Source organism: Pleurocapsa sp. PCC 7319 (genome assembly GCF_000332195.1).
Classification (GTDB): Bacteria; Cyanobacteriota; Cyanobacteriia; order Cyanobacteriales; family Xenococcaceae; genus Waterburya.
Window position 1 is genome coordinate 3,596,374 of sequence record NZ_KB235922.1, and the last position, 15,380, is coordinate 3,611,753.

The 15,380-nt window shown below is 38.2% G+C and carries 20 protein-coding genes; 15 read left to right on the forward strand and 5 right to left on the reverse strand.

Annotated features, from left to right (window positions below):
* Positions 1-34: 34 nt before the first annotated feature.
* Positions 35-796, forward strand: a complete 762-nt coding sequence (locus PLEUR7319_RS0120265; protein WP_019507060.1) for an ATP-binding cassette domain-containing protein — start codon at positions 35-37, stop codon at positions 794-796.
* A 117-nt stretch (positions 797-913) separates the two neighbouring features.
* On the opposite strand, the gene PLEUR7319_RS0120270 is transcribed toward PLEUR7319_RS0120265, so the two are convergent.
* Positions 914-1,783 carry a branched-chain amino acid ABC transporter permease gene (locus PLEUR7319_RS0120270; RefSeq protein ID WP_019507061.1) on the reverse strand — a complete coding sequence of 290 codons (870 nt, stop codon included), beginning with the start codon at positions 1,781-1,783 and terminating at the stop codon, positions 914-916.
* Positions 1,784-2,001: 218 nt separating this feature from the next.
* Here PLEUR7319_RS0120270 and PLEUR7319_RS0120275 point away from each other — a divergent pair, with 218 nt between their 5' ends.
* Complete coding sequence (locus tag PLEUR7319_RS0120275) at positions 2,002-2,235, forward strand: DUF4278 domain-containing protein (protein WP_019507062.1); 234 nt, start codon at positions 2,002-2,004, stop codon at positions 2,233-2,235.
* Positions 2,236-2,268: 33 nt separating this feature from the next.
* Positions 2,269-2,934 carry a histidine phosphatase family protein gene (locus PLEUR7319_RS0120280; RefSeq protein ID WP_019507063.1) on the forward strand — a complete coding sequence of 222 codons (666 nt, stop codon included), beginning with the start codon at positions 2,269-2,271 and terminating at the stop codon, positions 2,932-2,934.
* 52 nt (positions 2,935-2,986) lie between these two features.
* Here the strand turns inward: PLEUR7319_RS0120280 and PLEUR7319_RS0120285 are convergent, their stop codons facing one another.
* Positions 2,987-3,859 carry a 4-hydroxybenzoate solanesyltransferase gene (locus tag PLEUR7319_RS0120285; protein WP_019507064.1) on the reverse strand — a complete coding sequence of 291 codons (873 nt, stop codon included), beginning with the start codon at positions 3,857-3,859 and terminating at the stop codon, positions 2,987-2,989.
* Positions 3,860-4,074: 215 nt separating this feature from the next.
* On the opposite strand from PLEUR7319_RS0120285, the gene PLEUR7319_RS0120290 reads away from it, so the two are divergent.
* Complete coding sequence (locus PLEUR7319_RS0120290; RefSeq protein ID WP_019507065.1) at positions 4,075-5,685, forward strand: Ppx/GppA phosphatase family protein; 1,611 nt, start codon at positions 4,075-4,077, stop codon at positions 5,683-5,685.
* A gap of 69 nt (positions 5,686-5,754) precedes the next feature.
* On the opposite strand, the gene PLEUR7319_RS0120295 is transcribed toward PLEUR7319_RS0120290, so the two are convergent.
* Complete coding sequence (locus PLEUR7319_RS0120295; RefSeq protein WP_019507066.1) at positions 5,755-6,561, reverse strand: phytanoyl-CoA dioxygenase family protein; 807 nt, start codon at positions 6,559-6,561, stop codon at positions 5,755-5,757.
* 80 nt (positions 6,562-6,641) lie between these two features.
* Here PLEUR7319_RS0120295 and PLEUR7319_RS38390 point away from each other — a divergent pair, with 80 nt between their 5' ends.
* Positions 6,642-7,919, forward strand: coding sequence for a GNAT family N-acetyltransferase (locus PLEUR7319_RS38390; RefSeq protein WP_019507067.1), 1,278 nt, complete (start codon positions 6,642-6,644; stop codon positions 7,917-7,919).
* Between the two features lie 254 nt (positions 7,920-8,173).
* On the forward strand, positions 8,174-8,611 hold the full coding sequence (locus tag PLEUR7319_RS0120305) for a nuclear transport factor 2 family protein (RefSeq protein ID WP_019507068.1): 438 nt from the start codon (positions 8,174-8,176) through the stop codon (positions 8,609-8,611).
* A gap of 183 nt (positions 8,612-8,794) precedes the next feature.
* On the opposite strand, the gene PLEUR7319_RS0120315 is transcribed toward PLEUR7319_RS0120305, so the two are convergent.
* Together PLEUR7319_RS0120315 and PLEUR7319_RS0120320 are read right to left on the reverse strand one after the other, a co-directional pair.
* Positions 8,795-9,145, reverse strand: a complete 351-nt coding sequence (locus tag PLEUR7319_RS0120315) for a DUF86 domain-containing protein (protein WP_019507070.1) — start codon at positions 9,143-9,145, stop codon at positions 8,795-8,797.
* Entirely contained in the window at positions 9,135-9,425 is a 291-nt protein-coding gene (locus PLEUR7319_RS0120320; RefSeq protein ID WP_019507071.1) for a nucleotidyltransferase family protein, read from the reverse strand. The genes PLEUR7319_RS0120315 and PLEUR7319_RS0120320 overlap by 11 nt, the downstream gene beginning before the upstream one ends.
* A 207-nt stretch (positions 9,426-9,632) precedes the next feature.
* Between PLEUR7319_RS0120320 and PLEUR7319_RS36180 the strand changes: the two genes are divergently transcribed.
* The 9 genes from PLEUR7319_RS36180 to PLEUR7319_RS0120365 all read left to right on the forward strand — a co-directional run bounded on the left by PLEUR7319_RS36180 (position 9,633) and on the right by PLEUR7319_RS0120365 (position 15,337).
* The gene (locus PLEUR7319_RS36180; RefSeq protein ID WP_083892512.1) at positions 9,633-10,334 is read left to right on the forward strand and encodes a TIM barrel protein; all 702 of its coding nucleotides are present in this window, start codon (positions 9,633-9,635) and stop codon (positions 10,332-10,334) included.
* Positions 10,335-10,347: 13 nt separating this feature from the next.
* Positions 10,348-10,782 (forward strand): VOC family protein, encoded by a 435-nt coding sequence (locus tag PLEUR7319_RS0120330; protein WP_019507073.1) that lies wholly within the window; start codon positions 10,348-10,350, stop codon positions 10,780-10,782.
* Positions 10,783-10,951: 169 nt separating this feature from the next.
* A complete protein-coding gene (locus PLEUR7319_RS36185) occupies positions 10,952-11,320 on the forward strand; it encodes a nuclear transport factor 2 family protein (protein ID WP_256380670.1) in 369 nt (122 codons plus the stop codon).
* Positions 11,321-11,471: 151 nt separating this feature from the next.
* On the forward strand, positions 11,472-12,080 hold the full coding sequence (locus PLEUR7319_RS0120340) for a putative quinol monooxygenase (RefSeq protein ID WP_019507075.1): 609 nt from the start codon (positions 11,472-11,474) through the stop codon (positions 12,078-12,080).
* Complete coding sequence (locus PLEUR7319_RS0120345) at positions 12,044-12,286, forward strand: nuclear transport factor 2 family protein (RefSeq protein WP_158441865.1); 243 nt, start codon at positions 12,044-12,046, stop codon at positions 12,284-12,286. Before PLEUR7319_RS0120340 ends, PLEUR7319_RS0120345 begins: the two co-directional genes overlap by 37 nt.
* 36 nt (positions 12,287-12,322) lie before the next feature.
* Positions 12,323-13,249, forward strand: coding sequence for a hypothetical protein (locus tag PLEUR7319_RS0120350; RefSeq protein ID WP_019507077.1), 927 nt, complete (start codon positions 12,323-12,325; stop codon positions 13,247-13,249).
* A 167-nt stretch (positions 13,250-13,416) separates the two neighbouring features.
* Positions 13,417-13,965 (forward strand): SDR family NAD(P)-dependent oxidoreductase, encoded by a 549-nt coding sequence (locus tag PLEUR7319_RS36190; RefSeq protein WP_158441866.1) that lies wholly within the window; start codon positions 13,417-13,419, stop codon positions 13,963-13,965.
* A 66-nt stretch (positions 13,966-14,031) separates the two neighbouring features.
* Entirely contained in the window at positions 14,032-14,469 is a 438-nt protein-coding gene (locus PLEUR7319_RS0120360; RefSeq protein WP_019507079.1) for a nuclear transport factor 2 family protein, read from the forward strand.
* 91 nt (positions 14,470-14,560) lie between these two features.
* A complete protein-coding gene (locus PLEUR7319_RS0120365; RefSeq protein WP_019507080.1) occupies positions 14,561-15,337 on the forward strand; it encodes an SDR family oxidoreductase in 777 nt (258 codons plus the stop codon).
* Positions 15,338-15,380: the final 43 nt, after the last annotated feature.

Consider the following 15,380-nt stretch of genomic DNA (forward strand, 5'->3'; position numbering starts at 1 on the left):
ATTATTGCCATTATTGTCTTCAATAAGATACTACATGAGTCCTCATCATCTCCCATCAATTGTGCGTTTAGAACAGGTTGGTCTCAAGGCTACTATTGGCTCTAATTTTTTGTTACAGGACATCTCATTTACAATTCAACCAGGAGATAAAATAGCGATAGTCGGTGCATCTGGGGCAGGAAAAACATCGTTACTACGACTGCTTAACCGTTTAGTTTCTCCCGATTTGGGAACAGTCTACTTTCAAGAGCAACCAAGACAAAAACTGACCTCTATTCAACTACGCCGTCGAGTAGTTTTGGTTGCTCAAGAGCCCAAGCTACTTGGGATGAATACTCTAGAAGCTCTGAGCTATCCATTACACTTACAGAAATTAGCAGAGACAGAAATTCGCCACAGGATTGAAACTTGGATGGATAGATTGCGAATATCCCCAGAATGGCTTAATAAAACTGAACTTCAGCTATCTCTAGGACAAAGACAATTAATTGCGATCGCTCGTGCTTTAGTAATGAATCCCCAGGTGTTACTGTTAGATGAGCCGACATCAGCTTTAGACGTAGGTATTGCTAATCATCTTTTAAATGTTCTAGAAGACTTAAACCAGAAGCAAAACCTAACTATCATCATGGTCAATCATCAACTGGAATTAATTAAAAATTTCTGCGATCGCATTCTATATTTAAATGCAGGAAGATTAGAAGAAGACATTGGAGCTACTGAAGCTGATTGGTTAAGACTAAGACAAAAGTTACTTCAACTACAAGCTGCTCAAGAACAAGAATGGCTTGAATAGCTAAGTTATTAGCTTTTATTTAAGTTGACTTTAGATCTGATAGTGAGACAGTTCGTTGGCGGGGTTCCCCCGCTTAAAGAAACTGTCGAACCCGAAGGGCTAATAGCTGAAGACTGATTAAACTTTTTTAATTTGGTTCCTGGCAAACAATCCGTTAGGTCTGAAGGTTAAAGCTAAAATTACTAAGGCAAAACCAATAATTTCTCGATAGCTACCGCCTAAATATGCTGCAGCGAGAGATTCCCCAATACCGTAAAATACTCCAGCGATCGCAATGCCCCATGGACTATTCAACCCGCCAATAATTGCTGTAGCAAAGGCTTTTAACCCTAGCATTGTTCCCATACCAGCGGAGACATTGTAGATTGGTGCAATCAGAATACCAGCCACTCCTGCTAAAACTGTTGATAATGCATAAGAAAATGCGATCGCTCCCTCCACATTAATGCCCATAATTTTGGCAGTCTCTGGATTTTCACTCGTCGCCAGAAAAGCTTTACCCCATAAAGTATGAGTAAAAGTAAAACGAATCATCAAGGCGATCGCTATACCGACTATGGGAATCAGTAATTCCAGGGGATAAACACCAAAATCCAAAATATTAATGGGTGTTTTAGCTAAAAATGAAGGATAGGCGCGAACTTCTTTGCCGAAAGTAAGCATGGCTAAGTTTTCAGCGATAATGCCGACAGCAATCGTAGTCAGTAACCAGGAGTTGGAACCATCTACTGCAAATGGTCTTACTGCCAATCTTTCAACGATTAAGCCAAAAACAGCGCAGATAATTAACGACAAAGGAATGGCGATCGCAATATGCCACTCCCAAGTGATATTAAATACATAACAGACAACTGCCCCCAACATCACCGAAGCACCTTGGGAAAAATTCATCGTATTAGAAACGGAATAGGTGATCTGGAATCCCAAGGCAATCAAACTATAAACGCTACCAATAGCAATACCAGAAATAATAAATTGCTGTAACATAATTCTTCGATTCTAAATATCCCAAAGCTTTTAACATAAGATATTGGTTCAAAGGGAATAGGGAATAGATAATAGGGAATAGGGAATGTCCTAATGTTTTCTCGTAGTGCTTTCACTTAAATACTCTAGGTGATTACTGCAATTTTTCATGGTTTCGTACGTAGTAAATGGTATTCAATACTTTTTTGAAATTAATTTAAGATTACTGAGAGACTACTATGAAACTTACCTACCGTGGCATAAACTATAAATCCCGAAAAACAGCAATTGATCCCAAACATTTAAGTGGAGGCATTCCCACCACCAAATATCGGCTTTCTAATCATCAAGATTCTAATAAAGTTATCTTAATCAGACCTATACATTACTTTACCTATCGTGGTGTTAGCTATACTAAGCAACTTATATTTGATAATCGAACCAAATTTTTGCTTGATATCGACAGACAGTAATAGATAAAAAAGTACTTTTATCCCATTAAGATCATGTCCCAAACAGTTTGGATAGCCAGACATGGCAATCGTCTCGATTTTGTTAACCCCGAATGGTTCAATACCGCAGCCAGACGTTACGATCCTCCCTTATCGGAGGATGGTTTGATGCAAGCTATGGAATTAGCACAAAGATTAAAACCGGAAAATATCAATCACATCTTTGCCTCTCCTTTTTTAAGAACTATCCAAACTGCTAACCAGGTGGCAAAAGTTCTAAATCTGCCAATTAAACTAGAGGCTGGTTTAAGTGAATGGCACAATCAAGATTGGATGACAGAAATACCTGAAACTCACCCTCCAGATTTTTTGGCTGAACAATTTCCCTTAATTGATTGGAGCTATAGCTCGTACCTCACCCCTCAATATCCTGAAAGTGAAACTGAAGTGAATCAACGTACGGAAGCAACTGTCAAGCAGCTTGTGCAAGAATTTTCAGATGATCTGCTGATTGTCGGACATGGTGCCTCAGTATTGGGTGTTACTCAAGGATTGGTAACCAATACGCCTGAAAATAAAATTCCTCTATGTTGTTTAACTAAAGTTATCCAGAGCGATTGGCTTTGCCAGTGCGCGCAGCGCAATCGCAGTTGGAAATTAGAATTTTTTGCCGATACTTCTCATTTAAGCCAAACTGAATCTCAAGTTAGATTTAATTAACTCTCAAAACTCTTATTTAATAAGGGTTCAGGAACAAACATTTGGATTCAAATCATCCTAAGATCATTCCTGCCAGCAAAATAAAACCGAACCAGACATTTTGCCCTAACAGTTGACCATAGACAGAAGGCGGAATATTAGGTTGGCGTAACATTAAATATTGCCAAACCCAACCAACTGTAGCTAGAACTAGACTGACCCAAAAAGCCAAACTCAAACCTAGTTGGACACCTAGATAAGCCAGCAAACTTGCCGTAATTCCATAAAAAACACCGATCGCTTCTGGAGTAAATTTACCAAAAAAGATAGCACTAGAATTAATCCCAACTCTGAGATCGTCTTCGCGATCGGAAAGGGCATAGGCAGTATCAAAACCCAGAGTCCAGGCTACTGTCGCTCCCCAAAGTATCCAAGTGGTAGGTTCAATTTTGGCTGTTACTGCTGTCCAACTGATCAGCACTGCAAAACCCCAGGTTAAAGATAAAACCAACTGGGGGACAGGAATTACTCGCTTGGCTAAAGGATAAACAACAATCAGAGGAACGGCAGCCAGACAAAGGATAAAACTAAGACGGTTAAGATATAAAGCCAATATCGCAGCGCAGATTAGGGCGATCGCAAAAATGACAATGCCGACTTTCACGGAAATGGCACGAGATGCTAAGGGACGAGACTTGGTTCGAGCTACCTGAGAGTCAATATCTTTATCCCAAAGATCGTTGATGACACAACCTGCCGCACTAGTAGCTAAAGTTCCCAAAATTATTACCCCCACTAGAGGTATAGGAGGAGTCCCTTTGGCTGCCAAAAAAACTGCCCATAATGCAGGAATCATCAGAATTAATCTTCCTGCTGGTTTATCCCAACGCAAAAGGCGAATCACTTGCTGCCAGATTGGTTCCTTGGTGAGTTGATACTGAGTCATATTTATAGTTTTTGAACAATCTTAGAAAATTTTAATATTGAGTTGTGATAAATATATAGAAATTTTAAGTTTTAATGCTTTTGTTCGCATTATCCATGAGATTATAAGATTACTTTAACAATATGATTGAGAAAAGTTATTGGTCTAAAAGACTTTTCGTCGTTAATTTTATCCATAAATCTGCCCTTAAAAGAAGTTAAACTCAGACAATTGCCATGAATAAACAGATTATTGCAGCGATCGATATCGGCACTAACTCAATCCACATGGTAATTGTTAGGATAGAGCCTTCGCTTCCGGCTTTTACAGTAATTGCCAAAGAAAAAGATACAGTTCGTTTAGGCGATCGCGATCCAGCAACAGGAAAACTAACTCCAGAAGCGATCCAACGTTCCCTTGCTACCTTAAGACGCTGTAAAGATTTGGCTACTAGCTTAAACGCTAGTCAAATTATTGCCGTGGCAACCAGTGCATCCAGAGAAGCTCCCAATGGACAGGATTTTCTGCGTCAAATTGAAGAGGAGTTAGGTATCGTTGTCAATCTCATTTCAGGACAGGAAGAAGCCCGGCGAATTTATCTGGGCGTGTTGTCGGGGATGGATTTCAATGAAAAGCCTCATATCATTATTGATATCGGTGGTGGTTCTACAGAATTAATCTTGGCAGATATTCACGAACCTCGCTTTTTAAGCAGTACCAAAGTTGGTGCAGTACGCTTGTCTAAAGAGTTTGTGACCACCGATCCAATTAGCGATCGAGAGTTAAAAGTATTGCGAGCTTACGTGAGAGGAATGCTAGAGCGTTCAGTGGATGGAATTTGGCAACAATTACAACTAAATGAAGTTCCCCATGCCGTTGGCACATCAGGCACCATTGAAACATTAGCAGTAATTCATGCTAGAGACGAACTAGATACAGTGCCCGACCCCCTCAATGGCTATGAGATGAGTCGTAAAGACATCGAAAAAATGGTCAAAAAGCTGGCAAAAATGAGTTATGAGGAACGGTTAGATGTACCGGGGATTTCCGAAAGACGAGCCGAAATTATTGTACCAGGGGCGGTTATTTTGCTAGAAGCAATGAGGATGCTTAAGCTAGACTCGATCATGATTTGTGAACGGGCATTGCGGGAAGGCATCATAGTTGATTGGATGTTAACTCGTGGCTTAATAAATAGTCGATTACGGTATCAAAACGAAGTCAAAAGCCGCAACGTGCTCAAGATTGCTCAAAAGTATCATGTTGACTTAGATTACAGCCAACGGGTGGCACAGTTTGCTTTAAGTATCTTCGATCAGCTAAAAGGCGTATTGCATTCCTGGGGAACAGAAGAAAGAGAATTATTATGGTCGGCAGCAATTCTGCACAATTCTGGCGTATATATTAGTCATTCATCTCACCATAAGCATTCTTACTATCTGATTCGCAATGCCGAGCTACTGGGCTTTACGGAATTAGAATTAGAACTAATTGCGAATATTGCCCGCTACCATCGCAAAAGTAAGCCCAGGAAAAAACACGATGCTTATCATAAGCTCCCTCATAAGGAGTACCAGCAAATAGTAAAGCAATTGAGTGCTATTCTCAGACTAGCGGTAGCTCTAGACCGGAGAAATCAAGGTGCGATCGCTGGAGTAACCTGCCAATATGATAGTCATCATCGCTCACTTAAGTTTCTGATTCAGCCTTCAGAAGTAGGTGATAAGTGCGCTTTAGAATTATGGAATCTGAGTTATAAGAAAGAAATCTTTGAAGAAGAATTTGATGTTGAACTGACTGCAACTATCTCGGAAACTAAATTGCCTATTGCTACTATGAAGGCATAGTGATCAACTAGGTCTTATTCAAACGCTGAAAGCTATCAGATTGATAGATTGAGACTATTAACACTTTGGTTAGTTTTCGATCTCTTTAGCAAAGTTTTGATCTGCAATGTCTTTGGCAAGGACATACCACTGGTTGTTAGATATGCATCTTATTTCGTCGTCGTTGGGAAGAATATCCCTATCTAGGAAGCCTGAAAGAAGATGGTGTTGCTTGCCGATACAAAGATCTAATGCTTTACGAACCTTATTCAATCCATAGTTTCCTCGATGAATCATTTGTGCATTAAATATTAAAATATCTCTAGGTTCTAGCTCGATAAGAATACCTCCTGGAAGTTTTTCACTGTTGATGTGTCCGTTCAGTTCAAGCCGTACATTTCTCTCTAGCTCAGAATCCCAGCGTTTATGGGTACCTGGAACTAGTTCAATACCTTTTTCTGCTATCAGTGGAATCCGAATATGCAGACTAAGAATGTTATTTTGCTCTTGGGCTTGAATAGAATCTTCAATTAGGCTGTATTGAAGATCTCTGTGCCAATAAGGAGTCTTAGTGTTGGTATAAGGATTAAAAAATAGCTGAGTATTGTGAAAATTGATTCCTTTGCCGAACATTTTCTCTATTAAGTCTGTAAGTTGTTCAGGCGCAATCAACTCGAAGAACTTTATCCTTTCGCTTTTGTTATTTTTGAAATACCTAGGATGAGTTAATGAGTGCATATTGATGAGTTGATGCTCAATCAATGCATCTCCATTTTCATTAAGCCATCGATCGTAAATAAGATCGACAATGATGGTTATTTTCTCGATCTCATCTTGATTCAAGAGTTTTTTGATAACGGCATAACCTCGCTCGGCATACTGCTTGCTTATTTCCATATTTTTCCCTAAAAATATTTTATTAATAGCCAGAAGTTAATATAAATGAAGCTAATTCAAGTCAGGTATCAAATTAGATCATGACAGCAGAAATAAAGGCGATCGCCAGTAACTCAAACTGGTCTGAAGTTTATGATTTAGCCGATACTTACAGAAATCAGCAACAATGGCAGAATGCTGCCATAGCGTTTCAAAGGGCAATCGAACTTAGACCAGATTTTTTTTGGTCTTATCATCACCTGGGAGATGTTTTCACTCAACTGCGACAATGGAAACAGGCAGCGATCGCCTATCGTCGCGCAGTACAACTTGACCCGAACTTTTTTTGGTCTTGGCATAATCTAGCCGATGCTCTCACAAAGTTAAAACAATGGGAACAAGCAGCGATCGCCTATCGCTCCGCAGTACAACTTGACCCGAACTTTTTTTGGTCTTGGCATAATCTAGCCGATGCTTTAATTAATCTACAACAATGGGATCGAGCGATCGCTAGTTATCTCCAAGCGATTCACCTACAGCCCAGTAACCAACTTGTCTATCAAAAATTGGGAACGGCTTTTAAACAAAGAGGTAATCTAGAAGAATCAATTCAATATTATCGTCAAGTAATACAATCTCCAGAGCCAAATTCAATTTTTAGTATCTTCAAAACCCAGCCACAATTATTACTGGATTTTGCCGATACTCTGACCAAAGAACATCAAGCGATCGGAGCGATTATTCTCTATTACTTACTTTTAGAGCTTCAGCCCTATCAGGATCGGGTTTTGCAACAACTGGCTCAGTTACTACAGCAGCAAAATCAGTTAGAGAGAAACCTTCTCTACCGTCGCCAAAAACTGGAAAGTGAATCAAATAGCGAATTACTAAGCAGGTTGAAACCAAGCCCCATCCCAAAACCAAAAACCCCTAATCTTCCTGGGCGAATTATAGTCAACAGCGATTGCGCTGTTCAGCCAAATCAACTGGAAGATTTATGCAGCGCGGTAGGCTGGTCACGCCGTCCTCTGAACAGGGTTCAACAAGCTTTAGATAATAGTTTTAGCTACATTGCAGCTTGGCATATTCACAATCAGGAACAACGATTGATTGGATTTGCTAGAGCTGTTTCAGACGGTACTTTTCATGCCACTATGCTGGATATACTAGTTCATCCTAATTTCCAAAATAGAGGTTTAGGGAAAACTATTGTCACCAATCTAATTGAACAACTTCGTCAATCAGGAGTTAAGGATATTACCTTATTTGCCAGTCCACATATTGTCGATTTTTATCATAAATTAGGATTTATCTCCCAACCCAACAATCTTCAATGGATGCTGTGGTCTTTTGATTTAGATGATCATTTCAAGTCTTAAATTGTCTCAGCGATCGCTTAGACTACGGCGAATTTTTCAGATTTTTATGTTTTAGAGGTTGACATAATTGTTTAGGTTTATTATATTAATTACGTATCGTATCGTTAAATTTCTTTTTGCTCTTTCAATGTGTTGGATAAATACTGATTGACAGACCGAAGTATTCAATTGATTACCTAAGATTAATAAACTCAGATCACATTTAGAACTTTTACTTTAATATTTTACTAAACGTAACGAAATAAAAAATAAAAATGAATTCAACAACACAATCGCAACAGATACAAGACAAAGCAAAAATATGCGAGTTGACCGAACAATGGCGATCGCTCTGGAGTCCTCAAGATAAAACCTTCACAGGCAAAGGTTTTGAGAACCTCTTTGCTACAGAAGAAAACGAAATCTTAGTTTTTGATAATTTCGATGATGGTGTGGTGGTGCTGCATAGCCTTCAGAAATATCTTGATACCTGGATTCCAGTAATGGAGAACTTTAGCTACTGGGAAATTAAGTTAGAAGATAACCTAAGCATCTCAATCGAGGGAAATTTGGCAGTCAGTACTTTTTCCTGGATTGGTGCTGGAAGAACCAAAGATGGACAGGAAGTAAAAGCTAGGCAGTACGGTACGCATACTTGGAAACGCCTTGATGGTGAATGGCGATTAGTACACGAACATTTAACTGTTGGTTAAAAGCTTAGAAAAGAAAATATTGCAGCTAGTTCAATTAAGCTTACTAAGGAGGAAATAAACTTATTAAATAAAATACCAGCAGCTTGAGTATAACTCATAATTATATTTGATGGTTATCTTGTAATTTTGCCGAATGACTAAATCTTTAGAGCGACGGAAAAACTAGAAACAATAACTGTCAAATCATTGAATTCTCTCGTTTTCGATTAAAGATTCTAATTGCGATATTAATTCTGGAAGATTATTTTTAACGGTATTCCAAACAATTTTTAAATTAACTTGAAAATACTCGTGAGCCATAACATTTCGCATATCGCCTACAATACGCCAAGGTATTTTTGGATAACGCAATTGGATTTCTATTGGAATATTGGTAGCTGCTTCTCCAATTATCAAAAAATCGTATAAAACTGCTTTAGCGATGGTGTCGTTATTTTGAAAATCAGCAAAACTCATATTAACTAAGCGATTTTGAATAGCCAAACTAGCTTGCATCATATCTTTAATACGAAACTGCCAATCTCTAGAAGGCATGAATCAAATTCTCTGTTACTACTTCTCTTAAGTGTTCTCGTAAAGCATCTTTAGTTCCTATGTCCACCGAACAATCCAAGATATCTTCTAAAAACAATCGTACTTTTATTAGCTCGAATAATCCAACTTCACCATCAAATTCTACTAAAAAATCAACATCGCTATCAATTTTTGCTTCATCTCGTGCAACCGAACCAAATAAATCTAGAGATTTTACTTTCATTTTCTGAAGTTCTTCTCGGTGTAAAGTAATAATTTTTAAAACTTCGTCTTTTTTCATTTTAATCTTGATTCTAGATACGACAATCAATTCTTATTTAGAGAAAAATATTGCAGGTAGTTACTTTAGCTTGCTAAGGAGGAAATAAACCTCTTAAATAAAATACCAGTAGCTCGATTAGATTTCATAATTAAATATTGCGATCGCAACTTCAAAAAAATCCCATGCTATTTATGATAATCGAACGCTGACCAAGGATTATTTGGCATTGAAGATAATTTTCTCAAGCTTCGTTCTGTCGAAGTTCAAGAAAAAATAGGCAAAGAATTAGCCAAACAAAACTTAGAAATGGGTTGTTTTGTCAATAACCTAATCTTTGATCGCCCTACCTTCGTCAGCGACTCTACCGAAGCTAGAGAAGTAATATTACAACAATTACAAGAAACCATCGAAGTAGCCAAAAGAGTTAATGGTAAATACGTTACTACTCTTTCTGGAATTTTCGATCCCAGTTTAGACCGAGATTATCAGACTGCCAATGTGATAGAAAACCTTAAATATTGTGCGGAAATAGCGGAAAAAGCAGGAATAGTTCTGGGTATTGAAGCTATTACAGGAAAATGGTGGAAAGGTACTTTTGTAACTACAATTCCTCATGCTTATCTAATTGTAAAAGCAGTCAATAGTCCCGCCGTAAAACTAATTTTTGATACTTTTCAAACGCAGATGGAAACAGGCAACATTATTGCCAATATCGATCGCGTCTGGGATGAGATTGCTTTGTTTCAGATTGCCGACGCACCCCAAAGAACAGAACCCGATAGCGGTGAAATGAATTACGGTCACATCCTCAAACATATTCAAGCAAAAGGATATAACGGACTGATTGAAATGGAACATTCTATTTCTCAACCTGGCAAAGCTGGGGAACAAGCAGTAATAGATTTCTATAAAAACTTTGCTTATTAACAAGGAGAGAAATATGAGTAGTGCTTTTGACTATATGAGTTTTGACCACGTAATGATTTGCGTGCCAAATTATCAAGAAACTATTCAATGGTATAAAGATAAACTCGATGCCACCATTGAAAGAGAATGGACTGTAGACGAATTGCCCGATCTAAAATTAGCCTACCTCAACATTCATGGGTTTCGTTTAGAGGTAGTTGGCAGCACCCAAGCAAAAACGGGAATGCCTAATGCTTCGGACTTTGGCGCATCTTTACGCATTACTGGCATCGGACATTTTTGTTTTCGAGTTGATGATGTGGACGCTGCTTTAGCAGAAATGAATAATCGCGGTGTTCCTACTTTTGTCGATGCTGCTGATTATCCCAACGTCGGACGTAGAGTTGGTTTTGTCAAAGATAACAATGGCAACATTATCGAGTTTGCAGGAACGCTTAAAGGAAAATAAATAACCATTAATTCAGTAAAGCTATTTATCTTGAAACAACAAATCTAGCTAAATTTATTTGTCAAATACTTTAACCAAACAATTCGTATTTATTAAAAAGATGAACCCAACAATACAATCTTAATTAGAAACAGACAAAACTACGATTCAACACCTAACCGCACAGTGGATTGATGCTTGGAGTCCTCAAGATAAAACCTTCACAGACAAAGGTTTTGAGAACCTCTTTGCTACAGAAGAAAACGAAATCTTAGTTTTTGATAATTTCGATGATGGTGTGGTGGTGCTGTATAGCCTTCAGGAATATCTTGATACCTGGATTCCAGTAATGAAGAACTTTAGCTACTGGGAAATTAAGTTAGAAGATAACCTAAGCATCTCAATCGAGGGAAATTTGGCAGTCAGTACTTTTTCCTGGATTGGTGGTGGAAGAACTAAAGATGGACAGGAAGTAAAAGCTAGACAGTACGGTACGCATACTTGGAAACGTCTTGATGGTGAATGGCGTTTGGTACACGAACATTTAACTGCTGGTTAAAAGCTTAGAAAAGAAAATATTGCAACAATTTGAGCAACAATCTAAAAGATTTTTGGCATAAAAATTAGTAAGGTTTTAAAGATTTCAATTGGAGATTGACAATCATGTCTCAACATTTTTATTAATTTTAGTTTTCCAATGGGAGTAAAAAATGAATTATCGATTTACCAAAGTATTGATTTTCTCTCTAGTATCTAGCCTATTTTTGCCATATTTAATTAATATTCCCACATTAAACTTATCAAGCTTTGTAATTGCACAAACATCTAATTCAAAACAAGATTGGGAGAATATTATGCAACGTCTTGATGAACTCAATTATCAAGGCAATATAGTCGCTGTGCGATCGCATTTTGTAGTTAATTCAGAACAGGTAGAGGAATTTATTGATCGAGCAGCAGAAGTAGCAGCTTTCACTAACGGTAAAGATAGCCCTGTTTTATATCGATTTTTTCAGAATATCGAACAACCCAATCAATTCGTTCTTTTTGAACAATGGTCGGATAGAAGCGCGCTTCAAAAAAACAGGAATACTACTCACGGAAAAGAATTTCAAAACAAGCTTGCACAATTAATTACAGAACCAGTGCAAGTAAGAATATATCAACCTGCTTCTGAACCAGCTAAAGGAGATGGCAAAGTAAATCGATCATTAGTTGAAGCACAACCAGGAGCAACTCCCACTATTTCTAAAACCCGCGAAAGAGGCGTATCTGGCAGGAATTGTTTGCCGATCTCGATTATGCCGATAACAAGTTGACCCGTTTTTATCAGGTAGAGGTAGAAGGAGATCTCGCCTTTTCTTCTTTCACTGCTGATGCCATTGTCGAATCTAATGGTGAAAGGACTATAATGCCCGTCTTCTATACTCTTGGCTGGCGCAAAACTGCTAACGGATGGCGCATAATTCACGAACATGGCTCCAATCTGATTACTGAGGACTCTCCAGTTAGTCAGCCTAGATAGCAGAATTATCAAACATAAAAACTTCAAATAGATAAAATGCACATTCAAAAACTCAAAAAAATAGCGATCGCACCAAAGGCGAGGCGCTGCGCGATCGCACTTAGCTGCTTCTTTACTTCGACTTTCTTTACTACTCTATCAACTAAGGCAGAGCCAAAAACCTCTCCAATGACAGGGGCAGAAATTCTGGAAGTTGTTTCGGGAAACACAACAGTCGGTACTTTCAGCGATCGCTCTTTGAGCTATGCAGTTTTTGTTGAACCTAACGGTCGATTAATTGGACGTATCTCAGACGGAAACTCCGAAAAAATTGAACTAGGCAGTTGGCGCGTTGACAAAAATATGCTTTGTGGTCGTTGGGATAATCTCAAAGAGGGTGAAGAAAATTGCTTTACCTATCATCGCGTTGGTTCTAATGTCCATGCCTATAACACCGATGGTAGTTTAGATCGCATTCAGTTTTTCGTCGATGGCGATCCTTACAATCTTCAACAGGCTGCATTAATTTCAAAACAAGATGCAAACAATTCTACTCAAGTAGAAACAGAAGTTCGTAAATTTATCACTGCTTGGGGTGAAGCCTGGAGTCCCAAAGAAAATGCTACTGAATTTACCCGAGACTCTATTGAACCTTTTTATCTGCAAACTGAGGAATTATTGGGATTTGATTTTACCGACGCTGAATCACGAACTGTTTTTAAAGGCGTTCAAATTCATCACGATACTTGGTCGGCTTTTGTTCAAGGTTATGATTACTGGACTTTTACTCCTGTAACAGAAAGCATTCGCGTATATCCTCAATCAGATCGAGCAGCAGCAGCAACCCTTTACGTTGATAACTATGGCAGAAAACCTGATGGGACAGAATTTAACGCACGCGCTCACGCCACCTTATTACTGGAAAAACGAGATGGCAATTGGGTTATCGTTCACGAAAATATTTGGGGTCCCGTAAACGAGTAGCAATTGATAATTATGTCTTTGTCCATCACAGGTGCAAGTCAGACTTCAATCAATTCTATTACCATTATCTAAAAATTTGGCGATCAGCTTCGCTGGTGGGCGGAGCCTAATCGCTATTTGTTTTGCTCTTTGTAAAACTATTAAAACTAAATAAAGATATTGAACAATTGTTTGTAGGAATAGATGAGCAATTAGAAAAGCGAATAGGTAGTAATTCCCTTGATATTCTGGTTAACAATGCAGGTGTGATTGAGTTTGGCACTGTAGAGAATAGTTCAGAAGAAGCCTTTGATAAAGTGTTTTCCGTAAATGTTAAAGGTACTTATTTTGTTACTCAGCAAGCTTTAAAAAGAATGCCCAATGGCGGACGGATTATTAATACTACCTCTACTGCTGCAAGAATTACCGAACCTGAATATGGAATTTATTCTATGTCAAAAGGAACAATTGAAGTTTTTACTAAAACCTTAGCCAAAGAATTAGGTTCTCGAAATATTGCCGTTAATGCCATTTCTCCAGGATGGATTGAAACCGATCTTAACCGAGATTTCTGGCGAGAAAATCCAGAAGTACCAGCACAAGCTGCTCGTATGTCTACTTTAAAAAGAACTGGAACAGTATTAGATATAGCTGGTATTGCCGTATTTTTAGCATCAACTGAAGCTAGTTTTATCACAGGACAAATTGTAGAAGCTAGTGGCGGTTATTATCTCTAACCTTTAAATACTCTTACAGATTGGAAAAAATTATCGAGAAAACAACTTGATTATGAGGTAATAGTTATGAAATCTCAAGAAACGATATTAGCAAGAGTAAAACAGTGGGAAGCAGCCTGGAATGTCGGTAGCGATGAGTTTTCAATGGATCGTTTTAAAGATCTATATGTCAAGGATGAAAGCCTTGTTGCTTACGATCTAACTTCTCCTCAAACTCCAAGCATTCTTCGCGGTTATGAGCAGTATGTTCGAGTTTGGCAGCCTTTTATGCAAGCATATTCACCTTGGAATATAAAAATAAATGACGATCTTGTTATTCATGCTGGAGATGAAATAAGCGTAGCTACTTTTACTTGGAAAGCTTGGGGAACAGTGAAAGCCGACGGTCAAGAAATTTCTACCGAACTTCATGCCACTCTTGTCTTTGAAAATCATAACGGTATATGGCAAATCGTACACGAACATATTTCTACTCCCGTTCGAGATAATGCCTCAATTGTTTGAACGCCAATATTTGAAGATTTATAGAGTAGTCAAATATCAAAAATATAGTTAAAAAATTTCACAAATTTTATTTTTTTCAAGGAGTAAAAAAATGAACATACAGAATCAAAACAAGGTAGCCTTAATTACTGGCGCAAATAAAGGGCTTGGATTCGGAATAGCCAGAAAACTAGGCAAACAAGGTATTACAGTCTTAATTGGGGCGCGTAACCAAGAACAAGGCAAAAAAGCAGTTGAAAAATTGAGGTTTGAAGAGATTGAAGCACATTTTATCAAACTAGACGTAAGCGATTGGCAAAGCCACCTTACTTCGCTAGATCGCACTTCGATTGAATCGGCTTATAATGCGATCGCCGAGCAATATGGCAAACTAGATATCTTGGTTAACAATGCAGGAGTTAACTTAGAATTTTCGGCAGGTTTACCCGCACCAAGTCAAGTAAGTCTCGATGTTCTCAAACAAACCTTTGAGATTAATTATTTTGGAGTTGTCGCTGTCACTCAAGCAATGCTGCCGTTAGTTCACAAATCTGATGCTGGCAGAATTGTTAATATCTCTAGCGATATGGCTTCTTTGACTCTACATCAAGACCCCAATTTTAAGTTTTACAATTACAAACAACTTGCTTATGATTCATCCAAAACAGCAGTAAACGCTTTTACTGTTCATTTAGCACACGAATTAAAAGACACCAACATTAAAGTTAATTCCGCTCATCCTGGTTGGGTTAAGACTGATATGGGAACAGATGCAGGAGAGTTAAGCATAGAAGAAGGTGCAGCAACACCAGTTTGGTTAGCAACATTACCTGAAGAGGGAGCAACTGGTGGTTATTTTGATGAAAAGCAACAACCTATGCCTTGGTAATTTTCACAGGATAATTAAAACTCAACACAACTAGTTTGGAAAA